Annotated in this window: 25 protein-coding genes and 1 riboswitch; of the genes, 12 read left to right on the forward strand and 13 right to left on the reverse strand. The window is 63.9% G+C overall.

Going from position 1 to position 23,756, the window contains the following annotated elements:
• Positions 1–15 precede the first annotated feature (15 nt).
• Positions 16–1,185 carry a 4-hydroxybenzoate 3-monooxygenase gene (pobA, locus tag P7F60_RS15745; protein WP_277918682.1) on the reverse strand — a complete coding sequence of 390 codons (1,170 nt, stop codon included), beginning with the start codon at positions 1,183–1,185 and terminating at the stop codon, positions 16–18.
• A gap of 116 nt (positions 1,186–1,301) precedes the next feature.
• Between pobA and P7F60_RS15750 the strand changes: the two genes are divergently transcribed.
• The gene (locus P7F60_RS15750) at positions 1,302–2,180 is read left to right on the forward strand and encodes a helix-turn-helix domain-containing protein (RefSeq protein ID WP_277918683.1); all 879 of its coding nucleotides are present in this window, start codon (positions 1,302–1,304) and stop codon (positions 2,178–2,180) included.
• A gap of 58 nt (positions 2,181–2,238) precedes the next feature.
• Here the strand turns inward: P7F60_RS15750 and P7F60_RS15755 are convergent, their stop codons facing one another.
• From P7F60_RS15755 to P7F60_RS15790, 8 genes are read right to left on the reverse strand one after another with little or no spacing between them, the layout of a single operon-like run.
• On the reverse strand, positions 2,239–3,003 hold the full coding sequence (locus P7F60_RS15755; protein ID WP_277918684.1) for an SDR family oxidoreductase: 765 nt from the start codon (positions 3,001–3,003) through the stop codon (positions 2,239–2,241).
• A gap of 3 nt (positions 3,004–3,006) precedes the next feature.
• The gene (locus P7F60_RS15760) at positions 3,007–4,278 is read right to left on the reverse strand and encodes an L-fuconate dehydratase (protein WP_277918685.1); all 1,272 of its coding nucleotides are present in this window, start codon (positions 4,276–4,278) and stop codon (positions 3,007–3,009) included.
• Positions 4,275–5,117 (reverse strand): ureidoglycolate lyase, encoded by an 843-nt coding sequence (locus P7F60_RS15765; protein WP_277918686.1) that lies wholly within the window; start codon positions 5,115–5,117, stop codon positions 4,275–4,277. The genes P7F60_RS15760 and P7F60_RS15765 overlap by 4 nt, the downstream gene beginning before the upstream one ends.
• A 53-nt stretch (positions 5,118–5,170) precedes the next feature.
• Positions 5,171–6,115 (reverse strand): ABC transporter substrate-binding protein, encoded by a 945-nt coding sequence (locus tag P7F60_RS15770; protein WP_277918687.1) that lies wholly within the window; start codon positions 6,113–6,115, stop codon positions 5,171–5,173.
• A gap of 43 nt (positions 6,116–6,158) precedes the next feature.
• Entirely contained in the window at positions 6,159–7,172 is a 1,014-nt protein-coding gene (locus tag P7F60_RS15775) for an ABC transporter permease (RefSeq protein WP_277918688.1), read from the reverse strand.
• Between the two features lie 25 nt (positions 7,173–7,197).
• Positions 7,198–8,703 carry a sugar ABC transporter ATP-binding protein gene (locus P7F60_RS15780; protein ID WP_277918689.1) on the reverse strand — a complete coding sequence of 502 codons (1,506 nt, stop codon included), beginning with the start codon at positions 8,701–8,703 and terminating at the stop codon, positions 7,198–7,200.
• On the reverse strand, positions 8,700–9,530 hold the full coding sequence (locus P7F60_RS15785) for an amidohydrolase family protein (protein WP_277918690.1): 831 nt from the start codon (positions 9,528–9,530) through the stop codon (positions 8,700–8,702). Before P7F60_RS15785 ends, P7F60_RS15780 begins: the two co-directional genes overlap by 4 nt.
• 34 nt (positions 9,531–9,564) lie before the next feature.
• A complete protein-coding gene (locus P7F60_RS15790) occupies positions 9,565–10,302 on the reverse strand; it encodes an SDR family oxidoreductase (RefSeq protein ID WP_277918858.1) in 738 nt (245 codons plus the stop codon).
• 132 nt (positions 10,303–10,434) lie between these two features.
• On the opposite strand from P7F60_RS15790, the gene P7F60_RS15795 reads away from it, so the two are divergent.
• The 8 genes from P7F60_RS15795 to P7F60_RS15830 all read left to right on the forward strand — a co-directional run bounded on the left by P7F60_RS15795 (position 10,435) and on the right by P7F60_RS15830 (position 17,708).
• Entirely contained in the window at positions 10,435–11,262 is an 828-nt protein-coding gene (locus P7F60_RS15795) for an IclR family transcriptional regulator (protein WP_277918691.1), read from the forward strand.
• 54 nt (positions 11,263–11,316) lie between these two features.
• Complete coding sequence (locus P7F60_RS15800) at positions 11,317–11,541, forward strand: hypothetical protein (RefSeq protein ID WP_277918692.1); 225 nt, start codon at positions 11,317–11,319, stop codon at positions 11,539–11,541.
• A gap of 61 nt (positions 11,542–11,602) precedes the next feature.
• A riboswitch (TPP riboswitch) is annotated at positions 11,603–11,715 on the forward strand.
• Entirely contained in the window at positions 11,708–12,316 is a 609-nt protein-coding gene (locus P7F60_RS15805) for a YkoF family thiamine/hydroxymethylpyrimidine-binding protein (protein WP_277918693.1), read from the forward strand. (Overlaps the previous riboswitch by 8 nt.)
• A gap of 30 nt (positions 12,317–12,346) precedes the next feature.
• Positions 12,347–13,156 (forward strand): ABC transporter permease, encoded by an 810-nt coding sequence (locus P7F60_RS15810; RefSeq protein WP_277918694.1) that lies wholly within the window; start codon positions 12,347–12,349, stop codon positions 13,154–13,156.
• A complete protein-coding gene (locus P7F60_RS15815) occupies positions 13,153–13,911 on the forward strand; it encodes an ABC transporter ATP-binding protein (protein ID WP_277918696.1) in 759 nt (252 codons plus the stop codon). Before P7F60_RS15810 ends, P7F60_RS15815 begins: the two co-directional genes overlap by 4 nt.
• The gene (locus P7F60_RS15820) at positions 13,911–14,921 is read left to right on the forward strand and encodes an ABC transporter substrate-binding protein (RefSeq protein WP_277918697.1); all 1,011 of its coding nucleotides are present in this window, start codon (positions 13,911–13,913) and stop codon (positions 14,919–14,921) included. The genes P7F60_RS15815 and P7F60_RS15820 overlap by 1 nt, the downstream gene beginning before the upstream one ends.
• 71 nt (positions 14,922–14,992) lie before the next feature.
• Positions 14,993–15,169 carry a hypothetical protein gene (locus P7F60_RS15825; protein WP_277918698.1) on the forward strand — a complete coding sequence of 59 codons (177 nt, stop codon included), beginning with the start codon at positions 14,993–14,995 and terminating at the stop codon, positions 15,167–15,169.
• 190 nt (positions 15,170–15,359) lie between these two features.
• A complete protein-coding gene (locus P7F60_RS15830) occupies positions 15,360–17,708 on the forward strand; it encodes a glucose/quinate/shikimate family membrane-bound PQQ-dependent dehydrogenase (RefSeq protein WP_277918699.1) in 2,349 nt (782 codons plus the stop codon).
• A gap of 246 nt (positions 17,709–17,954) precedes the next feature.
• Here P7F60_RS15830 and P7F60_RS15835 read toward each other — a convergent pair whose 3' ends face one another.
• Both P7F60_RS15835 and P7F60_RS15840 read right to left on the reverse strand, forming a co-directional pair.
• Positions 17,955–18,413, reverse strand: coding sequence for a hypothetical protein (locus P7F60_RS15835; protein WP_277918700.1), 459 nt, complete (start codon positions 18,411–18,413; stop codon positions 17,955–17,957).
• Between the two features lie 42 nt (positions 18,414–18,455).
• Positions 18,456–18,806 (reverse strand): YidB family protein, encoded by a 351-nt coding sequence (locus P7F60_RS15840; RefSeq protein WP_277918701.1) that lies wholly within the window; start codon positions 18,804–18,806, stop codon positions 18,456–18,458.
• A 187-nt stretch (positions 18,807–18,993) separates the two neighbouring features.
• Here P7F60_RS15840 and P7F60_RS15845 point away from each other — a divergent pair, with 187 nt between their 5' ends.
• The gene (locus P7F60_RS15845) at positions 18,994–19,689 is read left to right on the forward strand and encodes a GntR family transcriptional regulator (RefSeq protein ID WP_277918702.1); all 696 of its coding nucleotides are present in this window, start codon (positions 18,994–18,996) and stop codon (positions 19,687–19,689) included.
• A 117-nt stretch (positions 19,690–19,806) separates the two neighbouring features.
• On the forward strand, positions 19,807–20,769 hold the full coding sequence (locus P7F60_RS15850; RefSeq protein WP_277918703.1) for a dihydrodipicolinate synthase family protein: 963 nt from the start codon (positions 19,807–19,809) through the stop codon (positions 20,767–20,769).
• A gap of 139 nt (positions 20,770–20,908) precedes the next feature.
• Here the strand turns inward: P7F60_RS15850 and P7F60_RS15855 are convergent, their stop codons facing one another.
• Positions 20,909–21,199, reverse strand: a complete 291-nt coding sequence (locus P7F60_RS15855) for a hypothetical protein (RefSeq protein WP_277918704.1) — start codon at positions 21,197–21,199, stop codon at positions 20,909–20,911.
• A 247-nt stretch (positions 21,200–21,446) separates the two neighbouring features.
• Between P7F60_RS15855 and P7F60_RS15860 the strand changes: the two genes are divergently transcribed.
• Entirely contained in the window at positions 21,447–22,613 is a 1,167-nt protein-coding gene (locus tag P7F60_RS15860; protein WP_277918705.1) for a hypothetical protein, read from the forward strand.
• Between the two features lie 42 nt (positions 22,614–22,655).
• Here the strand turns inward: P7F60_RS15860 and P7F60_RS15865 are convergent, their stop codons facing one another.
• Positions 22,656–23,696 carry an Ldh family oxidoreductase gene (locus P7F60_RS15865; RefSeq protein ID WP_277918706.1) on the reverse strand — a complete coding sequence of 347 codons (1,041 nt, stop codon included), beginning with the start codon at positions 23,694–23,696 and terminating at the stop codon, positions 22,656–22,658.
• Positions 23,697–23,756 lie beyond the last annotated feature (60 nt).

Below are 23,756 nucleotides of genomic sequence, written 5' to 3' on the forward strand. Positions count from 1 at the left end.
GCGACGCAAGGCCGCTCAATAGGGGAGACCGACATAGTTTTCCGCAAGTGCGGTGGCGGCGGCGCGGGAATGGATGAGATAATCCAGTTCCGCCTCCTGAATGCGCTGACCGAAGGCACCACCGTCGGGGAAGCGGTGCAGCATCGTCGTCATCGACCAGGAGAAGCGCACCGCCTTCCAGACGCGGGCCAGCGCCCGCGCCGAATAGGCATCGATCCCGGCCATCGATTTCTCGGTATAGAATTCACGCAGGGCGTCGCTCAGGTAATGCACGTCGCTGGCGGCAAGGTTGAGCCCTTTCGCGCCGGTCGGCGGCACGATATGGGCGGCGTCGCCGGCGAGAAACAGCCGGCCGAAGCGCATCGGCTCGGCGACGAAGGAGCGCAGCGGTGCAATCGATTTTTCGAAGGACGGCCCGGTGACCAGCGCTTCGGCATGGGCGACCGGCAGGCGCCGCCGCAACTCGTCCCAGAAGCGGTCGTCGCTCCACGCCTCGACCCTGTCTTCAAGCGTACATTGCACATAATAGCGGCTGCGGGTCGCCGAGCGCATCGAACAGAGCGCAAAGCCCCGCGGATGGTTGGCGTAGATCAACTCATGGCTGACCGGCGGCACCTCTGCCAGGAGGCCGAGCCAGCCGAAGGGATAGACGCGCTCGAATTCGCGAATCGCATCCTGCGGCACGGATTTGCGACTGACCCCATGGAAACCATCGCAGCCGGCGATGAAGTCGCAATCGATGCGATGGGTGACGCCGTCCTTTTCATAAGTGACGAACGGGTTTTCCCCGTCGAAATCCTGGGGCTGGACGTTTGCGGCTTCATAGATCGAGACGGCGCCGATGGCGTCTCGCGCCTCCATCAGGTCGCGCGTCACCTCGGTCTGACCGTAGACGGTGACGCGACTGCCGGTGAGTCCGAACAGGTCGATGCGGTGGTCGCGACCGTCGAAAGCGAGGGAAAACCCGTCATGCGGCAGTCCTTCGCGATGCAGCCGCGATGCCGCGCCCGCCTCGTCCAGCAGGCGCACCGCTCCCTGTTCCAGCACACCGGCGCGCACGCGGCCGAGCACGTATTCGCTGCTGGCGCGTTCGAGAATGACGGTTTCGATGCCGGCGCGCGCCAGAAGCTGGCCGAGCAGCAGCCCTGCCGGACCCGCCCCGATAATGACGACCTGAGTGCGCATCGTTTCCTCCCACGCTGACAACTTGCGCGAAGATTGGCGGGAGGGTAGTCGCTTCTCAATGGATTATTCGCGCCAAAAATTGCACTATCCGAACATCGATCTTTCAAGGCATGCAGATGCGAAACGTTCCGACATACCAGCTTTACGGCGAAGATAATGGTACAACCGTTGATTTCTGGTTGCATTGTGAAACGCTTTATTCCCGTTCCAGCTTGCATCATTTCGACATCGGTCGGCACCGGCACGAGAGTTTCCTGCAGATCTTGTACATTCGCAATGGTTTCGGCGATGCGACCTTCGAGGCCGGGCCGGAGCCGATCACCACGCCAGCGGTCATTCTCGTGCCGCCGGGCTTCGCGCATGGTTTCCGCTTTTCCCGCGATGTCACCGGCACGGTCATCACCGTGCTGCCGGCGGCGCTGTCCGGCTCGGTGCAGGCGCTGATTCGCCAGAGTTTCGGCCACGCAATGCTGCTGCCGCTTGCCGATTGCGCCGATCTCGACACCATCGACGCCGCCATGACCCGCATCGGCGACGAACAAGCGGTAAGCGATTCCTGTCGCACCGTGCTGCTGGAAGGACAAATCGCGACCGTCATCGCGCTGCTGGCGCGTGTCGCCCGCCCGACCCCGCCTTTCGCCCACGATATCAGCGCTTTGCGGCTGGAAAAACTGATGGCATTGATATCCGCTCATATTCGCGAACAGCCGCAGGCGGATTTCTATGCCCGCCAGATCGGCCTGTCGCCGACACATCTCAACCGCATCGTCAAGGCCGGCACGGGGCTGACATTGCAGGGGCTGATCGCGGCGCGGCAGATCGACATCGCTAAGCAGGAGTTGATCTTCACCGCCTCGTCGGTGCAGTTCATCGCCAGCAGCCTCGGTTTTGCCGATCCCGCCTATTTCAACCGCTTCTTCCGGCGCGCGACCGGCATGACGCCGCGCGCCTGGCGTCTGGCCGAGAGGAAGAAGCTGGAAGCCTTGCCCGTTTAGAGTTCGTCAGGGAAAAGCGGTAACCGGTTTTCCCGAAAAGACAAACGTCACAAGGCCCCTATCGCCCGATGGCGCGGTCAAGATGGGTGTAGCCGCCATCCGGGAACAGCCATTGGCCGGTGGTGTGGCTCGCCCGATCAGAGAGCAGGAAGGCGCAGGTGTCGGCGATTTCCCGCGCCGTGGTCATGCGTTTGCCGAGCGGAATGCGCTCGGTGATCTCGGCCAGAGCCGCATCGCCGTCCGGCAGCGTATCCAGCCAGCGGCGATAAAGCGGCGTCATCACCTCGGCCACGACGATGGCGTTGACGCGGATGCCGTCGGGCAGAAACTCCACCGCCCATTCGCGCGTCAGGCCGAGCTGCGCCGCCTTGGCGGCGATATAGGCCGAGGTGCCGCCCTGCCCCGTCAGCGCCGTCTTGGAACTGATATTGACGATGGCTCCCTTGGTGGCGCGGAGATCCTCGCGCAGCAGATGGACCATCGTGTAGTAATGCACGAGGTTCTGGTTGAGGCTGGCGCGAAAGGCATCCGGCCCCTTGTCGAGGCCGACGCCGTCATTGGCGCCGGCATTGTTGACGAGGCCGTGGATCGCACCGTGGCGGGCGCGCACCGTTTCCACCGCCGCCCGGCAGGCCGCATCGTCGGAGAGCTCGGCCTGCACGAAATCCGCCCCCATGCGGGCAAGCCAGTCGGCATCTGGCGGCCGGCGGGCGACCACCACCGGCCGCGCGCCCTCCTCCGCCAGCACCTCGGTGATGCCGGCGCCGATGCCCGAGCCGCCGCCGGTGACGATAACCGTCTTGCCTTGCAGGTGCAGGTCCACCGCTTAGCCCCGGAAACGATAGGTTTCGATGCTGTCCGGCTTCATTTCGATGGAAAAGCCCGGCAGTTCCGGCGGCATATAGGCGGCATTGTGGATGATGCAGGGATCGACGAAATGCTCGTGCAGATGGTCGACATACTCGATCACCCGACCCTCGCGCGTGCCGGCGATGCACAGATAATCGATCATGCTGAGATGCTGGACATATTCGCACAGACCGACGCCGCCGGCATGCGGGCAGACCTTGAGACCGTATTTCGCGGCCATCAGCATCACGGCGAGGATCTCGTTGACGCCGCCGAGGCGGCAGGCGTCGATCTGCACCACATCGATGGCGCCACGCATGATCAACTGCTTGAAGATGATGCGATTCTGGCACATCTCGCCGGTCGCGACCTGCACCGGGGCGACGCCCTCGCGAATCTTGCGATGGCCCTCGATATCGTCGGGGCTGGTCGGCTCCTCGATGAACCACGGCTTGACGAAGGAGAGCTTCTTCACCCAGCCGATGGCCTCGTCGACTTCCCAGACCTGGTTGGCATCGATCATCAGGTTGACGTCCGGACCGACCTCGTCGCGGGCGATGGTCAGGCGGCGAATATCGTCGTCGAGATCGCGGCCGACCTTCATCTTGATGTAACGGAAACCGGCATCGACCGCCTCGCGGCACAGGCGCCGCAGCTTGGCGTCGTCATAGCCGAGCCAGCCAGCGGACGTCGTGTAGCAGGGATAACCTTCCGCCCGCAGCGTCGCGATGCGTTCGGCCTTGCCTTCCGCCTGCTTGGTCAAAAATTCCAGCGCCCATTCCGGGGTAATGCAATCGGTGAGGTAGCGGAAGTCGATGCAGCGCACCAACTCTTCCGGCGACATGTCGGCGACCAGATGCCAGACCGGCTTGCCCTCGATCTTCGCCCACAGATCCCAGACCGCATTGACGACGGCGCCGGTGGCGAGGTGGATCGCGCCCTTGTCCGGGCCGATCCAGCGCAACTGGCTGTCGGAGGTGACGTGCCGCCAGAAGCGGCCCATGTCGGCCGCCACCCACTCCATGTCGAGGCCGACGACCAGCGGGCGCAACGCCTCGATGGCGGCAACGCAGATCTCGTTGCCGCGGCCGATGGTGAAGGTCAGGCCATGGCCTTCCAGCCCGCCATCGGTTTCGAGCACGACATAGGCGGCCGAATAATCCGGATCAGGGTTCATCGCATCCGAGCCGTCGAGATGCTGGCTGGTGGGGAAACGCACATCCGCCGTGCGCAGGCCGGTGATCTTCATGCCCTGATGACCTTCTGGGTTTGTTCGCCGAGCCCTTCGATGCCGAGGCGCATGACCTCGCCGCCCTTGAGATAGACCGGCGGCTTCTGGCCGAGGCCGACGCCCGGCGGCGTGCCGGTGGAAATCACGTCGCCCGGCTGCAGCGACAGGAAACGGGAGAGATAGCTGATGATATGGGCGACGCCGAAAATCATCGTCGCGGTCGAGCCGTTCTGGTAGCGATGGCCGTCGACGTCAAGCCACATCTTGAGATTGCCGACGTCGGCGATCTCGTCCGGCGTCACCAGCCAGGGGCCGATGGGGCCGAAGGTGTCGCAACCCTTGCCCTTGTCCCAGGTGCCGCCGCGCTCGATCTGCCATTCGCGCTCGGAGACGTCGTTGATGACGCAATAGCCGGCGACATGCGACAGCGCATCCGCTTCTTCGATATAACGGCCGCCCTTGCCGATGACGATGCCGAGTTCCACTTCCCAGTCGGTCTTGACCGAGCCGCGCGGGATTTCGATGTCGTCGTCGGGGCCGCAGATGGCGCTGGTCCACTTGTTGAAGACGATCGGCTCCTTGGGGATCTCGGCGCCGGTTTCGGCGGCGTGATCGGCATAGTTGAGGCCGATGCAGATGAACTTGCCGACCCGGCCGACACAGGCGCCGATGCGCGGATCGCCGTCGATTGGCGGCAGAGTGGCGGGATCGACGGTCGCCAGCCGCGCGAGGCCCTCGGGCGTCAGCACATTGCCGGCAATGTCGTTCACTTCACCGGAAAGATCGCGAATTCGGCCTTCGGCATCCAGAAGACCCGGTTTTTCCTGTCCCGTAGGACCGTAGCGCAGCAGTTTCATCCTAGCCTCGTTTAAAAAGGCCGAGGGTGGCGGGCACCCCCGGCAAAGGAAGATCAATCGTAGAGAACGGCCGAAATTTCGGGCGCGTCGATATTGGTCTTGTCGTACCAGAAGAAGCCGGTGTCGATATTCTTCTCCACCTTTTCGCCCTTGGAGGCGGCAACCGCAGCCTTGACGGTCTCGTAGCCGATGCCGACCGGGTTCTGGGTGATGGCGCCGGCCATGGTGCCGTCGCGGATGGCGTCCTTCTGGGCCTTGCCGGAATCATAGCCGACAACCACGACCTTGGCGCCGGATTCCTTGACGCCGTTGACGACGCCGATGGCCGAGCCTTCGTTTGTGCCGAAAATGCCCTTGATATCCGGATTGGCGGTCAGGATCGCCTTGGTGATCTCCGTCGACTTCAGATGGTCGCCGCCGCCATATTCGATGGTGACGATCTCGACGTTCGGATGGGCTTCCTTCATGCGGTTGACGAAGCCGTCGCGGCGGTCGACGCCGGTGCGCGAGGTCTGGTCATGGGCGACCACGGCGACCTTCCCGGCATCGCCGATCAGCGAGGCCATCTTGTCGGCGGCAAGGGCTGCGGCGGCGATATTGTCGGTCGAGGCGGTGGCGACCGGGATATCGCTGTCGACGCCGGAGTCGAAGGCGATGACCGGGATCTTGGCGTCCTGCGCCTGCTTCAGCAGCGGGATCGCCGCCTGGCTGTCCAGTGCTGCAAAGCCGATGGCCGCCGGCTTCTTGGCAAGGGCTGCCGCCAGCATGTCGATCTGCTTGTCGACCTGGCTTTCATTGTCCGGGCCTTCGAAGGTGACCTCGACGCCGAGTTCGGCACCGGCCTTGTCGGCGCCCGCCTTCACGGCCTGCCAGAACTGGTGCTGAAAACCCTTGGAAATCAGCGGCACGTAGAGCTTGTCCGCGGCGCCCGCGCCGGTGGCGCCGGCGAGCAACGAAACGGCGGCAACTGCGCCGAGCAAAGTCCGTCTTGTGAACATGGTCTCCTCCTTATTGTTCACGGATGGTTCATGCGATGAAGTGTCAGGCCTTGCCGCGCCGCCGCATCTGGTCGGCATAGACGGCGAAGATGATGATCACGCCGGTGACGACCGTCTGCCATTCCGGCGCGACCGAAAGCACCCGCAAGCCGTTGGTCAGCACCGACATGATCAGCGCCCCGATCAGCGTGCCGAGAATGGTGCCGCGCCCGCCCGAGAGGCTGGTGCCGCCGATCACCACCGCTGCGATGGCTTCCAGCTCGTAGCCGAGGCCGAGCGCCGGTTGCGCCGAGTTCAGGCGGCTGGCGATCAGCAGGCCGGCAATGCCGCAGATGGCGCCGGACAGCGTGTAGATGGCGATCTTCCAGAAATCGGTATTGACGCCGGAGAGCCGCACCGCCTCCTCGTTCGAGCCGAGCGCGAAGGTGTAGCGGCCGAGCACGGTGCGCCCCAGCGTCCAGGCGGCGGCGGCAGCGACGATGAACAGCACCAGCACGCCATTCGGCACCGGGAAGGCCGGGACGATCTGGCCGATCAGCGACCCTTGCGCGATGGTGGTGAAGCCCGGCGTATCGTTGAAATAGATCGGCTTGGTGCCGGTGACGATCAGCGACAGGCCCTTCAGCACCAGCATCATACCGAGCGTGGCGATGAAGGGCGGAATGCGCATGCGCGCCACCAGACTGCCGGACACTAGCCCGCAAGCCGCCCCCGTTCCCAGCGCCGCCAGCACGCCGAACGGCAGCGGCAAGCCGCCCCAGGTCAGCACCACGCCGGTCATCACGGCGCAGAAGGTCATCAGCGTGCCGATCGACAGGTCGATGCCGCCGGTGATGATGATCAGCGTCACGCCGACCGCCAGCACGCCGTTGACCGAGGTCGCCTGCAGGATGGCCATGATATTGGACACCTGGAAGAAATTCGGGCTCGCCAGCGAGAAGCCGATCACCAGCACGATCAGGCTGGCGAAGGCCAGCAGCTTCTGCTGCGCGCCGCCGCTCGGGGTCAGCCTTGCGCTTATCGTCTTGCCTTTCGCGGATATGTCCGTCGAAGCCATGCCCTTAACCCCTTCGTTTCCGCCCTCAAGCCGCCGCCTTGCCGTCGCGCTGCGTCGCGAGCGCCATGATGTCTTCCTGATCGGCGCCGCCCGGCAGGATGCCGGTCAGCCGCCCCTCGCACATGACAGCGATGCGATGCGACAGGCGCAACACCTCGGGCAGCTCGCTGGAAATGACGATGATCGCCTTGCCCTGCCCTGCCAAACCGTTGAGCAGCCGATAGATTTCCGCCTTGGCGCCGACATCGATGCCGCGCGTCGGCTCGTCGAAGATCAGCACGTCGCAATCGCGCAGCAGCCATTTGGCGATGACCACCTTCTGCTGGTTGCCGCCCGACAAGAGCCGCACCTCTTGGCCGTCGCCCGGCGTGCGGATGTTCAGCTTGGCGATGTAATCCTCGGCGATGCGTTCGAGCGCCGGCTCGTCGATGCGGCCGATGGCGTCGGCGTAACGCGGCAGGCTCGCCATGGCGATGTTGGCGCGCACATCCATGCCGAGCGCCAGCCCGAAATGTTTTCGGTCTTCCGAGAGATAGCCGATGCCGGCCCGCACCGCATCGGCCGGGCTTGCAATCCGCACCGGCTTGCCCCGCACGAGGATTTCACCGGCATCGATGGGCTCCGCACCGAAAATGGCGCGGGCAAGCTCGGTGCGGCCGGCGCCCATCAGCCCGGCAAAGCCGAGGATCTCGCCCTTTTTCAGGCTGAAGCCGATATCCTTCAATTCCTTGCCGCGCCGGATGCCGTGCACCTCCAGCGCCGTTTCGGCGGCGGAGAGATCGGGGATGACGACCGCCTCGTCCTGCAATTCGCGCCCGACCATCATCGAGATGATCTTCGAAATCGGCGTTTCCTCGGCCTGGACCGTTCCGACATAGGCCCCGTCGCGCATGACGGTGACGCGGTCGGAGATGCGTTTGATCTCGTCCATCTTGTGGCTGATATAGACGATGCCCACCCCTTCCGCCTTGAGGCGGCGGATGATGGTGAAGAGTTCAGCGATCTCGGCATCGTTCAGCGCCGCGGTCGGCTCGTCCATGATCAGCACGCGCGAGCGGTAGCTCAGCGCCTTGGCGATCTCGACCATCTGCTGCCTGGCAATCGTCAGCCCGCCGACGACGGTGCGCGGATCGATGGCGATGTTCATGCCGGCAAAGATCGCCGCCGCATCGGCATTCAGCTTCGCCTCGTCGAGGCGGCCGAAGGTGAGGCGCGGCTCGCGGCCGATAAAAATGTTCTGGGCGACCGTCAGGTCGCGCATCAGCGCCAGTTCTTGATGAATGATGCCGAGTCCGAGCGCCTGCGCCGCCCGCGGCGTCGGCAGCGTCACCTCCTGCCCCTCGACGAGGATGCGACCGCCATCCGGGTGATAGACGCCGGAGAGGATCTTCATCAGCGTCGACTTGCCGGCGCCGTTTTCGCCCATCAGCGCATGGACTTCGCCGGCCCGCAGGTCGAAGCCGACGGATTTCAGCGCATGCACGCCCGGAAAATGCTTGTCGATGGCTTCCATCCGCACCAGATCGGTCATGGCGTCACCCCATAGAAGCGCGCGGCATTGCCGCCCATGATCGCCGCCTGCTCGGCCGGCGAAAGCTCGCGCAAGGCCTCCGCCGTCAGGTCGCGCCAGCGGTCGTAATCCGCCGCCAGCGTCAGCACCGGCCAGTCGCTGCCCCAAATCAGCCGCTCCGGCCCGAACCAGTCGAGCAGCCGCGACAGGATCGCCTTGATCTCGTCGGCCGGGCGGGCCAGCATCTTCAGCGAAAATTCGGTGAGCAGGCCGGAAAGCTTGCAAAAGGCATTGGTGTTTTCGCCAAGCCGCCTCAGCCCCGCCTCCCAGCCGGCGCGGCCTTCCGGCTGCGGCTTGGCGGCATGATCGATGACGACGGGCAGATCGGGGTGGCGCTCGACGAAGCGCAGCAGGTTCGGCAGGTGTCGCTGCGTCACCAGCGCATCGAAACGCAGGCCGAGCGAGGTGACGGCAGCCAGCACCGCCGGCAAAGGCGCTCTCAGCAGCCAGTCGGTATCGTCAATATCCTGCAACATCGGGCGGATGCCCTTGAATTTTTGATCCGTCGCCAGACGCTGCAAGGTTTCTACCGCGCCGGGGTCGGTCAGGTCCACCCAGCCGACCACACCGGCAATCCGGGGTTCTTCGGCGGCAAGCGCCAGCAGGAATTCCGTTTCCGCCACGGTCGGCGCCGCCTGCACCGCGATCAGACGCGGTGCCTCCGCAGGATAGTCACGGGGCAAAAAGTCGCGCCGGATCGGCGCCAGCGACCCGCCTTCGCCGGCAAGCCAACCATAATCGCCGCGCGCCAACCGCCAGAAATGGCAATGTGCATCGATGATCTGCATCGCCACCCTCCCCGGTCGCGTTCAGAAGCTATGCTCAGATGGTGACTCCGCCATCGACCAGCATGGCTTGGCCGGAGACGAAACGGCTCTCATCCGACAAGAGGAAAACGACCATCGGCGTGATGTCGTCGACCGTCGCCAGCCGTCCCATCGGCTGACGGGCAATAAAGTCTTTCTCCGCCTGCACAGGATCGGGCGAGGCTGCGATGCGGCCGCGCAGCGACGGCGTATCCACCGTTCCCGGGCAGAGCGCATTGCAACGGATGCCCTGTTTGACGAAATCGGCGGCGATGCCCTTGGTCAAGCCGATCACCGCCGCCTTGCTGGCGCCATAGACGGTGCGGTTGACGAAGCCTTTGATCGACGAGGCCATCGAGGCCATGTTGAGGATCGAGGCCGTACCGGTCACCGCCGCCCGTTCCAGCATGCCCGGCAGGGAGGCGCGTGTCAGGCGCATCATGGCGGTGACGTTGAGATCGAAGCTGAAGGCCCAGTCGGCATCGCTGACATCGAGAATGGTGCCGTGATGGACGAAGCCGGCGCAATTGAACAAGCCATCGAGCGGCCCGACCTCGGCGGCGATATCCCGGATCGCCTGAGGATCGGTGACGTCGAGCACTTTCGTGCGGATGCCGTCCAGCCCTGCCAGCAATGCCCCGTTCACATCGGTTGCGATGACGTTGGCGCCCTCGGCCTGGCAGGCCAGCGCGCTGGCGCGTCCGATACCCTGACCGGCGGCCGTTACCAGAATGGTTTTCCCTTGCAGTCGCACGAGGCCCTCCCGAACCGTCACGCTTCATTCTTATATGAACAAGCTATTCACATATAAAATTCTTTGCAACAGAAATCTTGCGCAGCCGCCGCGAGACCGCTAACTCGAAAAGAAACGCGAGGGGGAATGCCGATGAGCGACATATGGCCGGAGGAAGAAGCCGAGGAAGACAGCGCCAGCAGCGCCAGCCGCTACCGCGCGCCCGCCCTCGACAAGGGGCTGGATATCCTTGAAATCCTTGCCGAACAGCGCGGCGGCCTGACCCGCACCGAGATCGTCCGTGAGATGGGGCTGAGCCCCTCGCAGATTTTCCGCATGCTCGAACGGCTGGTGGCGCGCGGCTATGTCATGCGCCTCGACGGCGGCGATCGTTATGCACTGACGATGAAACTCTTCCTCGTCGCCAACCGCCATCCGCCGCTGAGGCGACTCGTCGCCCAGGCGCAGCCGCTGATGGACGATTTCGCCCGCGAGATGGGCCAGTCCTGCCATCTCGTCGTGCCGGAATTCGGCACCGGCGTCATCGTCGCCCAGGCCAGCCCCGGCGGCCACTGGGAATTCCGCGCCCGCATCGGCGGCCAGGTCGACCTGTTCACCACCGGCTCGGGGCTGGCGCTGCTCGCCTTCCAGCGCCCCGAACGGCTGACGGAAACGCTCGGCCTCTGGGGCATCGCCGATGCCGAAGCGCAGTTGAAGACACTCGGCCCCAAGCTGGAGGAAGCCCGCCGCGATGGCGTTCGCGTCGCCCCCTCCGGCCAGCTCGTCGGCGTCACCGATTTGAGCGCCCCGGTCTACGACCCCGGCGGCGAGGCCGTCGCGGTGCTGACTTGCGCCTATATCGAGCATCCCGGCGATGCCGGCGATGAGGACCGCTTGAAAACATTGGCGAAATTACGCCAGGTCACCGAAGCCCTGTCCTTCACCGATGCCGGCGAGGCACTAAGCCGAATTATCCGATAGGGAACAACTGCGCGCGCAGTCTGTTGGGATCCGGACCCACAAGGAGCCCGGATCATGCCCAAGCACCACCCCAACCCCAAAAACGACGCCCGCGGCCAGTTCGCTCCCTCGCAGGCCGACCGCAAGGCCGATGGCGTCGCCAGCGCCAAACCGACCGTCATCACCGGCTCGGAAGACGCCACCATCCACAAATATCCGCCTGGCACCAAAAAGCCGCCGAAGGACTGGGATCTGAATTACGACCCCGCCGACGAAAACGAAGGTGAATTTCGCGGCTGAGAGCGACTTTCACATTCGCCGAGATTGGGGCTTGCAAGGCTCGGCCTTTCCGGTCTATCAAATGCGCATCACAGGGGTGCTCCGTAATGCCGGGGCTGAGATGCGGTCGACAAGATTGCGGACCCTTTAGCTGATCTGGATAATGCCAGCGGAGCGAGGTTGAGCGATGTTTTCCGGCGCGCAGATTTCCCTGTATCCCATGACCGACGATTTTGTCGGCGTCATCATGTCCGCGCTTGGCGCGCTCGATCCCTATCGGGAACGGCTGCGCATCGAGACGGACGATATTTCGACGCTGCTGGTCGGCACGCCCGATGTGGTGTTCGCGGCCATGCGCGATCTGTTCGTCGCGGCGGCGAAAAGCGGCGAGCATTGCGTGCTGCACGCGACGATCTCGCGCGGTTGCCCCGGCGAGCCGGACGATCCGATCTGCCAGACGCCTGAGCTTTCCGGCCCGCTGGCGCCGATGGACGAGCGCAAGGCCGAGGCGCTCGCCGCGATTGCGGCGGCACCCGTGAGCGGCCAGATCGCGGCGGCACAGTTCTCGCTCTATACGCTCGGCATCGACCGGCACATGGACGAAATCTACGGCTGCATCGACGTTGTCAAATCCTCCGGCACCTTCGAGAAATCCAAGAATTTCTGCACGAAGCTGCGCGGCGATGCCGGCGCCGTCTTCGCGACGGTGGGCGAGGCCTTTTTGCGCTTCGGCCCGCCGGCCGGGCATGTGACGGTGGATCTGACCGTTTCGGGCAACAGTCCGAGCGCCGTCTGACGCCAACCCTTTCCTGAATCCGAGTTTTCGATGACCGAACCTTCGTCCGGCACGCGAGCGCGCGCGCCCTTGCGCCATGCCGTCCGCCAATATCTTCCCGCAACCATCGCCTTTGTGGCGCTGCTCGGGCTGTGGGAAGCCTATGCGCGGCTCTCCGGCATCGCGCCGATGACGCTGCCGCCGCCATCGCAGGTGCTGCTCTCGGGCTGGCGCAATCGCGAGGGGCTGTGGGACAATATCCTGCCGACGCTGCGCGCCACGCTGTTCGGCTTTGCCTTTTCGCTGGTCACGGCCTTTGTCCTGTCCGTGCTGGTTGATTTCTTCCAGCCGCTGCGCCGGGCGCTGTTTCCGCTGTTCATTGTCAGCCAGACGCTTCCGCTGGTGGCGATCGCGCCGCTCGTTGTCCTCTGGTTCGGCTTCGGCCTACTGCCGAAAATCCTGCTGGTGGCGCTGGTCACCTTCTTTCCGATGCTGGTAGCGCTGACCGAGGGCTATCGCTCGGTGCCGGAGGAAATCGAGGCGCTTCTGGCCTCGATGGGTGCCGGAAAGGCGAAACTTTTCTTGCTGGCGCGGCTGCCCTCGGCGCTGCCTTATTTCTTCGCGGGGCTTCGCATCTCCATCACCTATGCCGTCGTCGGAGCAATCTTTGCTGAATATGCCGGGGCGGCCAAGGGACTCGGCATCTATATCCTCAACGCCAAGAACAACTTTCGCGCCGATCTGGTGCTGGCCGCCGTCGTCGCCAGCGCGGTGCTGACGCTGGTGCTGTTCGGCGCGACGCTCGTCATTCAGCGCCTCGCCATGCCCTGGGCAAGGACTGGGGAAGGAAACAGGCCGTGACGCCGCCGCGCCTGCAACTCTCCGGCGTCTCCTGCGGTTACGACAGGCTGGCCGTGCTCGACGATCTCTCGCTCACTGTCAATCCCGGCGAATTCGTCTCGATTCTCGGCCCCTCCGGCGCCGGCAAGTCGACGCTTTTCCGGATGCTGACGGGGGCCTTGCAGCCGCAAAGCGGCACGATCTTCTTCGATGGCGCACCGCTGTCGCAGACCGCGCGCCCCTTCGCCTTCATGCCGCAGCGCGATGCGCTGATGCCGTGGCGGCGGATCATCGACAATGCCACGCTCGGGCTGGAGGTGCAGGGCATGAGCCGGCAGGCGGCACGAAGCAAGGTGCGGCCGCTGTTTGCCGAATTTGGTCTTGCCGGTTTCGAGGAACATTATCCAGCGGCACTTTCCGGCGGCATGCGCCAGCGTGCGGCGCTGCTGCGCACCGTCGTACAGGAGCGGCCGATGCTGCTGCTCGATGAACCCTTCGGCGCGCTCGATGCGCTGACCCGCAGCCGGATGCAGATCTGGCTTTCCGAGATGTGGCGGCGACATCGCTGGACGGTGCTGCTCGTCACCCATGACGTGCGCGAGGCCGTCCTCCTTTCGGATCGCATCCACCTGCTCTCGCCGCGCCCGGCGCGGGTGATCCGCGACATCGATATCGATCTTCCCCGCCCCCGCTTCGATGGCGCGACCGTTGCGACCGCCGCCGCGCTTGAAACCGATATTCTCAAAACCCTGTTCCAGACCGAGGAGACATTCTGATGCAAATTTTCCTGTCGCGCCGAAGCCTGCTGACCGCGCTCGCCGCCCTGCCGATCACCGCCCTGCCGCTGCGCGCCGAGGAGCGGCAGAAGGTCAGCGTCGCGCTCGACTGGACGCCGAACACCAATCACATCGGCCTGTTCGTCGCCCGCGACAAAGGATTTTACCGCGAAGCCGGCCTCGACGTGGATATCCTGCCCTATACCGATACCTCGGCCGCGACGCTGGTCGCCAATCATGTCGCCGATTTCGGCATTCTCGGCTCCATCGGACTGATCACCCAGCGCAGCGCCGGGGCCGATTTGGTCGCCGCCTATGCCGTCACCCAGACGGAAACCGGCCGGCTCGTCTTCAAGGCGGATCGCAAGGACATCCAGCGCCCGCGCGATCTCGACGGCCTCACGTATGGCGGATTCGGCAGCGCCTGGGAAAACGCGCTGATCGGCTCGATCATCCGCCATGACGGCGGCAAGGGAGACTTCGAGACGATCACGCTCGGAACCTCCGCCTATCAGGCGCTCGACAGCGGCGCGGTGGATTTCACCCTCGAAGTCTATACCTGGGAAGGGGTGAAGGCGAAGCTCGACGGCCTCGCCCAACGCGCCTTCCGTTATGCCGACTACGGCGTGCCGGACGAGCATACGGCCCTGATCGGCTCCAGCAGCGCGTTTCTCGCCAAAAAACCGCAGGCGGCGAGCGCCTTCCTGCAGGCGACACGCCGGGGATACGATTTTGCCGTCGACCATCCCGACGAGGCGACCGACCTGCTGGTCGCGGCCAACAAGGATGCGCTGACCGACCGGAAACTGGTGCGCGCCTCGCTGCAGGCCCTCATCGACGGCCATTACCTGCGCACCGCCGAGGGTATTTCCGGCCGCTTCGACCCGCAAAAGATGACGGCCATCGGCAATTATCTGTTCGAGGCCGGCATCCTCAAGGATGGCAATGGCGAAAAGCTTGCCGTGCGGCCGGATTTTTCCGCCTATTTCACCAACGACCTGCTCGGGTGAACGCGCGGCAAACGGAACTATCGGCCTCTTTCCCGGTTGACCCTCATTCACACGGGAATTGGAGACCGATCATGGATACGATCTGGTTGTTGACGACGGGCGGCGGCGCATTGCTGCTCGCCTGCGCCATCGCATATGCCATGCTGCGCCAGCGCCGCCTGACATCCGGCGAAAAGCAGGCGCAAGATGCCAGCGTGCATCAGCTTTATCGCGACGAACAGGAGGGGCCGCCGCGTCCACTGCGCTGAACCCCGCCGCCGGCGTGGAAAGCGCCGTATTTGCATAACCCCGATGGAACTTTTCCGGCAGTTTTGCGTTGCAACTCGGCAGCGCCGACAGGCGTCCCGCCTGCTGTTCAATTCCTGGCCCAAAGAGACTTTAGAATTTTGCAGTAGTATTTATAGAGTTATTTCAACTTATCGGCGAAAGGGCTCCGATATGGCGATCCGAGTAACGGCGGCACTCCTGGCATTGATCGGCCTCGTGCTGCTGGCCGGCGGCGGCTGGCTTCTCTCCTTGGGCGGTAGCGCCTATTATCTCCTGGCCGGTCTCGGCTTTCTCATCACCGCAATCCTGCTCTTCCAGAAAAACGCCCATGCGCTGAGCGTCTATGCGGTGGTCATCGTCGCATCGCTTGCCTGGGCGCTGTGGGAGGTCGGGCTCGATTGGTGGCAGCTCGGCCCGCGCGGCGGCGTCATCATCCTGATCGGCATCTGGCTGCTGACACCCTGGATCCGCGTGCCGCTCGGCTTCGCCAGCCCGACGGGCTATCGCTACGGCGTCAGTGCGACGCCGCTCGCCATCGCCGTCGTCCTCTCCATCGTCGTCGCCGTCGTATCGATGTTCTTCGATCCTTACGATCAGGCCGGCGAACTGCCGCAACAGCAGGCGGCCGCTGACCCGGCGTTCGGCGGCAATGTGCCGGCAGGCGAATGGCATCAATATGGCCGCACGCCCTATGGCCAGCGCTATTCGCCGCTCGACCAGATTTCAGTGAAGAACGTCAAGGATTTGCAGGAGGTCTGGCGGTATCAGACCGGCGACGTCAAACGTCCTGACGACGTCGGCGAAACCACGTACCAGGTGACGCCGTTGAAGGTCGGCAATTCGCTGTATCTCTGCACGCCGCACAATTGGGCGATTGCGCTGGATGCCGCCACCGGCAAGGAAAAATGGAAATACGACGCCAATGCCGGGATGAACCCCGACCGTCAGCACCAGACCTGCCGCGGCGTAAGCTATTACAAGGACGAGGCCGCGACGCCCGGAAGCGCCTGCGCCGAGCGCGTCTACCTGCCGACCTCGGATGCACGGCTGATCGCGCTCGATGCCGCGAACGGCCAGGTTTGCACCTCCTTCGCCGACAAGGGCGTGCTGCATCTGGAAACCGGCATGAAATACAATCCGGCCGGCTATTATTATTCGACCTCGCCGCCAGCAATCGCCGCCGGCAAGATCATCATCGGCGGCGCGGTGAACGACAATTATTCGACCGAGGAGCAGTCCGGTGTTATCCGCGCCTACGACGTCAATACCGGGCAATTGCTGTGGAACTGGGATTCCGGCAACCCGACCGCGACCGCCCCGCTGAAGCCCGGCGAGACCTATACGACCAATTCGCCGAACAGCTGGTCGGTCTTCAGCGTCGATGAAGCGCTCGGCCTCGTCTACGTGCCGCTCGGCAACCAGGTGCCAGACCAGCTCGGCATGGGCCGCAGCGAGAATGTCGAGAAATATTCCTCTTCGATCGTCGCACTCGACATCAATTCAGGCGCCGATCGCTGGGTGCGCCAGACGGTTCATCATGACCTCTGGGATATGGACGTTCCGGCGCAGCCGGTGCTGCTCGACATCACCAAGGCGGACAACACCACCGTGCCGGCGCTGGTCGGCGCCACCAAGCAGGGCGATATCTACGTGCTCGACCGGCGCACCGGCGAGCCGCTGCTGCCGGTGACCGAGGAGCCGGCGCCGGGCGGCGCCATACCCGAGGACTTCACCGCCCCGACCCAGCCGACCTCGGCACTCTCCTTCAAGCCGAAGCCGCTGCAGGAAAAGGACATGTGGGGTGTCTCCATGTTCGACCAGATGGCCTGCCGCATCCGCTTCCACGAGATGATGTACGAGGGGCGCTACACGCCGCCGTCGTTAAAGGGCAGCATCATCTATCCCGGCAACTTCGGCACCTTCAACTGGGGCAGCGTCGCCGTCGATCCCGAGCGGCAGGTAATGTTCGGCATGCCGACCTATCTCGCCTTCACCTCGCGGCTGGTGCCGCGCGCCGAAGTGCCGCCGAAGGGGCAGGACGAGAAGGGCAGCGAACAGGGCCTGAACCGCAATGACGGCGCACCCTACGGCGTGTTCATGGGGCCGTTCCTCGGGCCACTGCAGATCCCCTGCCAGGCGCCGCCATGGGGCTATGTGGCCGCTGCCGACCTGCGCACCGGCAAGATCGCCTACAAGCATCGCAACGGCACCGTCTACGACATGACGCCGCTGCCCCTGCCCTTCAAGGTCGGCGTGCCCGGCATCGGCGGCCCTATGATCACCAAGGGCGGCGTCGCTTTCCTCGGGGCTGCGGTGGACAATTATCTGCGCGCCTACGACCTGAACAATGGCAAGGAGCTGTGGAAGGCACGCCTGCCGGCTGGCGGCCAGGCGACCCCGATGACCTACACGACCGACGACGGCCGCCAGTTCGTGGTCATGGTCGCCGGCGGCCATGGCTCGGTGGGCACGAAACCGGGGGATTACGTCATCGCCTATGCCCTGCCGTCGGGGAAATGAGGCGCTTGCCGTCAAGCGCCTCGGCTTTCCGACGCCTGTGTCCCGCACTCGACGTCATCCTCGGGCTCGTCCCGAGGATCGGCCTCCGCTTTCCAGGCCATCGACGACAAAGAATTGTCTGGCTTGAGAAGATGCTCGGGGCAAGCCCGAGCATGACGATGGAGACGGGCGAAGAATTGTCAGAAAGCGAAAACGCCGGGCGGATCCGCCCGGCGTTTGCTTTGATGAATATTCGCTGAAAACCGCTCAGCCGCCTGCCTTGATGGCTGCGGTGCAGAGGCTCCAGTAGCCGCCGCCCTTCTGGATCCATTTCAGATCGTTGAGCGTGCCGGCCTCCTTGTTGGCACGGTAGGAATCGACGCAAGTGTGCAGGCGACCCTTGCCGGGGGTTTCGCTGGCATATTTCTTGTCGACGGCCTTGGGGAAGGTCACGCCCTTGGGCGCCTTCATCGTCGGTTTGGCCGGCTCCTTGTTATCGGCGGTCGCCGTGATATCCTTTTCGTCGGCGGCATCGGCTGCGGCGGCGTCGGCGCCGCAGAACTTTGCGCGGAAGTCGTTCCACTTGACGTCCTTGGCGCTGCCATCGGCCTTGGCGGCCTTATACTTTGCGCTGCATTCCTTCATGGTCAGCGCCGAGGCCGGCGCCGTGAAGGCCAGCGTGGCGAAAAGCGCACCGGTGACGGCAAAGATCAGTTTCTTGGACATGGCATGCCTCTGTGGGGGGTGGGAAAATGCTGGGAGGGAACGTCAGGAGGACGGCAGAACGCCATCCGGGCTGGCCTGATCGACGGCCTGCGGAAGATGCTGCGCCAAGAGCGGCGCGAGCTGGTCAATATCGATGCCGAACCTCTGCGCAATCTGCTGAAGCTGCTCAGACGAAAGGGCACTTTTGATCTGGTCGGCCGAAATCGGCATGTTGGAGCCGGTGCCGATCCAGGATTTTACCTGATCGCCAAGCCCTGCCTGCTCAAGCTGGGCAAGAATGCCGTTCATACCGCCGACATTGTTGAAAATCTGCCCCGCCACCGCGAGGAAATCAACCTGCTTGCCGCTCATCACGTCGCCAAGCACATTTCCCAGTCCGTCGAGCAATCCCATCGGTCTCTCCGATTCCCGGCTGCGGTATTGGCAATATTATAACGCCAGGACCTGTCGCTGTCATCAGCCAAACGCCGAGAGCCCGGCCGCCGCGCAAGAAAATAATCGTCCGCGCCATTCGCACAGTTGCCTGGCGTCCATACGCTAAGTATTTATCTTGTCGACAAAGCAGGGAGAATTCAACCGCATGGACGACAACGCAGTTCCCGAACGCAAGCGCGGCTCCGGCGTCAAGATGGTCTACGACCTCTTGCGCGACGAGATCCTCGACCTGAAGCTTGCCCCCGGCAGCCCGATCGACGAGGTGCAACTGGCCGATCGCTTCAAGATGTCGCGCACCCCGATCCGCGAAGCGCTGGTGCGCCTTGCCGGCGAAGGCCTGATCGAGACGCTGCCGAACCGCTCGACCATGGTCTCGAACATCGATTTCCTCAACCTGCACACCTTCTTCGATGCGCTGGTCCTGATGTATCGTGTCACGACGCGGCTGGCGGCGCAATATCACCGCCCCGAGGATCTGGCGACGATCCGCACCTTCCACGAGGAGTATGCGGCCGCGGTGAAGGCGCAGGATGCGCTGGCGATGATCGCCACCAACGCCGCCTTTCATTCTGCTATCGCCGATGCAGGGCGCAACCCCTATTTCTCCAGCCTGTTCCGCCGACTGCTGGACGAAGGGCGACGCATCCTGCGGCTCTACTACCAGTCCTATGAGGGCCAGTTGCCGCAACGTTTCGTCGACGAGCACCAGGAGATGATCGACGTTATCGCCGCCCGCGACGTCGAGGCCGCAGACCGCATCGGCCGCGAACACGCGGAACAGATCGTCGCGCAGGTGCAGCGGCTTTTCACCCGCAACGAGCGCCTCGATATTCAGCTTTGAGTTTTTGTATTTTTCTTGTCGACAAGAAAAATTCTATGTGTATTATAAAGATCAAGGACGCCGCCTGACGATTGTTCGGGACCGCGCCACCAGCCACACCAGATTGAGGAGCTAGACATGAAGGCCCAGATTTTCTCCGGCGTTATCCCGGCCCTGATGACCCCCTGCAAGGCAGACCGTACCCCCGATTTCGATGCGCTGGTGCGCAAGGGCAAGGAGCTGATCGAGAAGGGCATGTCTGCCGTCGTCTATTGCGGCTCGATGGGTGACTGGCCGCTGCTGACCGACGAACAGCGCATGGAAGGCGTCGAGCGCCTGGTCAAGGCCGGCGTTCCGGTCATCGTCGGCACCGGCGCCGTCAACACCGCTTCGGCCGTTGCCCACGCCGCCCATGCCGCCAAGGTCGGCGCGCAGGGCCTGATGGTCATCCCGCGCGTCCTGTCGCGCGGCTCGGTCGTCGCCGCCCAGAAGAACCACTTCAAGGCGATCCTCTCGGCCGCGCCGAACATTCCGGCCGTCATCTACAACAGCCCCTATTACGGCTTCGCCACCCGCGCCGACCTGTTCTTCGCCCTGCGCGCCGAGCATCCGAACCTCGTCGGTTTCAAGGAATTCGGCGGCGCCGCCGACATGCGTTATGCGGCCGAGAACATCACCAGCCGCGACGATGACGTCACCTTGATGATCGGCGTCGATACCTGCGTCTTCACCGGCTTCGTCGATTGCGGCGCCGTCGGCGCGATCACCGGCATCGGCTGCGTGCTGCCGAAGGAAGTCATCCACATGTGCAACCTCGCCAAGGCGGCCGCCAAGGGCGACCCGGATGCCCGCGCCCGCGCGCTGGAACTGGAATCGGCGCTCGCCGTGCTCTCCTCCTTTGACGAAGGCCCGGATCTTGTCCTGTTCTTCAAGCACATGATGGTGCTGAAGGGTGACAAGGAATACACGCTGCACTTCAACGAAACCGATGCGCTCACCGACAGCCAGCGTGGCTATGTCGAAACCCAGCTCAAGCTGTTCGATACCTGGTACGCGCAGTGGAGCAAGCTGCCGGGCGCCGTGCAGTCCTGCAAGCCCTGATCGGCCCGGCCTAAGGACAATTCGCACATCACAAAAGGCCCTCCGCAAGGAAGGGCCTTTTGCCTGCCGCATGCCCGGTGGAGGCGGCCGGGACGGAGACCCGGAAGCTGGAGCGCTTCCGGATCCCGCGAGCAAGGACTTAGTGGCGTTTCGACTTCTTGCAGCCGCAATCGCTGCCGCCGTTGGTATTGAGAATGCCGTTGCCGTTGAGGACGCCGTTCAGCGTGCCATTGAGGTTTCCGGTGAGGACGCCGACGCCGTTGAGAATATTGTTTCCGTTGTTGCCGCTGAGGACCGGGCCCAGGCCGATGCTCGGGGCAACGGTGATGTTGCCGTTCTGGCCGCCGATGCCGAGCAGACCGGCGGACGCATGGCCGGCGCCGGCGAAGGCGACGAGGGCAGCGATGCAGATGGCTTTGGTCTTGATCATGATCTCTCTCCTTGTGGTTGAGCGCCTCAGTGCGCGCAATCAGAAGTAATATATCGAGCCATTTCTGCAACCGGAAAGCCCAACTATAGCAAATAGTTAACCATAACATCTACAATTTTAGCGATAGAACGCCACCCACATCCAGAAATAGAAGAAACCGACAACTTTCCTTGTTTTTCTACCATAGGAAGAAAATTAACCATGTAAGTCCATGATCGCGCATCGTTGGAAGCAAGGGGCGGGCGCGATGCGTTATCTTGGCGGGGTGATATCGGCGGTTCTGGCGCTCACAAGCCACGATCCGGCTTTCGGCGATTCAACCGTGGATTACAGTGCCGGCATCGGCCGAAGCTCGAACATTTTTCAGGACACGAGCGAACTTCCGGCAAGTTTCAGCGAAAGCCGGCTCGGCCTGCGCGGCAGTCTCGACCTGGAAAGCTCGCATCTGACCTACCGGCTGGCGGCGGGCGCACGGCGCGTCGGCGCCTATCGTTTCGCCGACCGCAAGAGCGTCGGCGGCGAGGTCGGCTATGCCATTGATCTTTCGCCGGCCGCAAAACTGACGCTCAAGGCCGGCGTCGAGGCCCAGCGCGACGGCGACCTGTTCCTCGCGCTGCCCGGCACGCTGATCGGTTACAGCAAGACCGATCTTGCCGCCAATGCCAGCGCCGGGCTCAGTATCGAGCACAATGGCGGCCGCAGCCACCTGACGGCAAGCCTCGCCGGCCTGCAGCATGGCAAGGCGCATTTCACCCTGCCCGGCCTCAACCCCACCCGCCTCGACGCCGACGACACGCTGCTCGACCTGACGGGTGGCCATATCCGGCCGCTGTTCGGCGGCGAGGCGGGACTTACCCTGCAATATCGCGACAATCAGGTGCCGAAGGAGGACCGGGAAACGCTGGAAAGCTTTCCGGCGCGAGCGCTGCGCGGCTCCGTCGCCTACGGAAGGCGCTTTGGAGACAGCGTGACGATGTTGGCGGAGCTTGGCCTCGTCCATGTCGACAGCCCCTATCTCGGCGACAGCGTCCGCCGTTTTCGACCCTATATGAAGGGGCAACTTGCCTGGCAACCGCAGGACGGGCTGACGCTCACCGCCAGGCTGGCGCAGGATATCCGCCTTGCCGATATAGACGATCCCCTTGGCGAGGATGTGCGCACACTCGGCCTGTCGGTGGAAAAGGCGCTGACGGATCGCCTCAAGATCGGCTTTGGTTACGGGCAGGACTACAGCGACTGGCTGTACTACGATTACCGCACCCGCACCCATGCCCTGTCAGCCTCGATGACCGTCGGCATCAACCAGCGCCATGCCTTCGTTCTTGATTTCAGCCGGTTGCTGCGCCGCGAGAGTGATCCTGACGAGAATTTCTCGACCAGTGTCGTCGCCGCCCGGATCACCGGGGCTTTCTGATCGAGATGCGCGGCGGGCTTGCCCCGCGCATCTCGAAAAGCATCAGAGCGCGACGGCGTCGAGACCCTGGTCGAGAAGGCGATCGAGTTGCCCGATCTCGGCCGCGGTGAGCGCGATGCCCTCCGCCTTCGATTTTGTCCGCGCGGCAAAGCGGCGCTGCGAAGGCAGGCGCGCGCCCTGGCCGACGATGGTCTCGAACAGCACTTCGGCCCGCGCGAAGGGATCGCCGGGGCGGCCCTTCGAAAACGCTTCCGGCGAGAAAGCAAGGATCAGCTCGCCATGGAAGGGCGCGAGCGTCGTCGTGCCGAGATAGTCGAGCACTTCCGGGCTGGTCAGGTCGCCGATCATGATGCCCGCCAGCAGTTCGATCATCGTGCCGATGGCCGAACCCTTGTGACCGCCGAAGGGCAGCATGGCGCCGGCCAGCGCCGCTTCCGGATCGGTGGTCGGGTTGCCCTCGGCATCGATCGCCCAGCCCGGCGGCAATTGCTTGCCTGCGCGGCGATGCAGCTCGATCTCGCCGCGCGCGGCAACCGAGGTGGCGAAATCGAAGACGTAGGGAGCGCCGGTCTTGCGCGGCCAGCCGAAGGCGAAGGGGTTGGTGCCGAGCAGCGGCTTGTTGCCGCCTGTCGGCGCGACCGTGGCATAGCTGGGGCACATGACCATCGCCGCCAGCCCCTGGTCGGTGATCGCCTCGACTTCCGGCCACAGCGCCGAGAAATGGGTGCAGTCATTGATGACCAACGCGGCAAGGCCGAGTTTGCGGGCACGCTCGGCCAGCACCGGCACGCCGAGTTCGAAGGCCGGATTGGCAAATCCACCTTTTGCGTCCACCTTGACGATCGCCGAACCCTCGGTTTCCAGCAATTGCGGAATGGCGGCCGGCTTCACCTTGCCGGCCTTGACGGTGCGCAACGCGCCCTCGATGCGGTAAACGCCGTGCGACTTGCAGGCATCGCGTTCTCCGGCGACGATGACCCGTGCCAGCGCGCCCGCCTGCACATCGTTCAGCCCGCCTTTGCGAAAGATCGCGGCGACGCGCTCTTCCAAAGCGGCGACGGTCAGAATAGTGGTGTCGGTCATCGTCTATCTCTCCCTGCTGGGGCCGAACGGCATGGTAGGCGGTTGAAGTCCTGCATACAT

This window comes from Rhizobium sp. YJ-22 (assembly GCF_029601685.1).
GTDB lineage: Bacteria > Pseudomonadota > Alphaproteobacteria > Rhizobiales > Rhizobiaceae > Metarhizobium.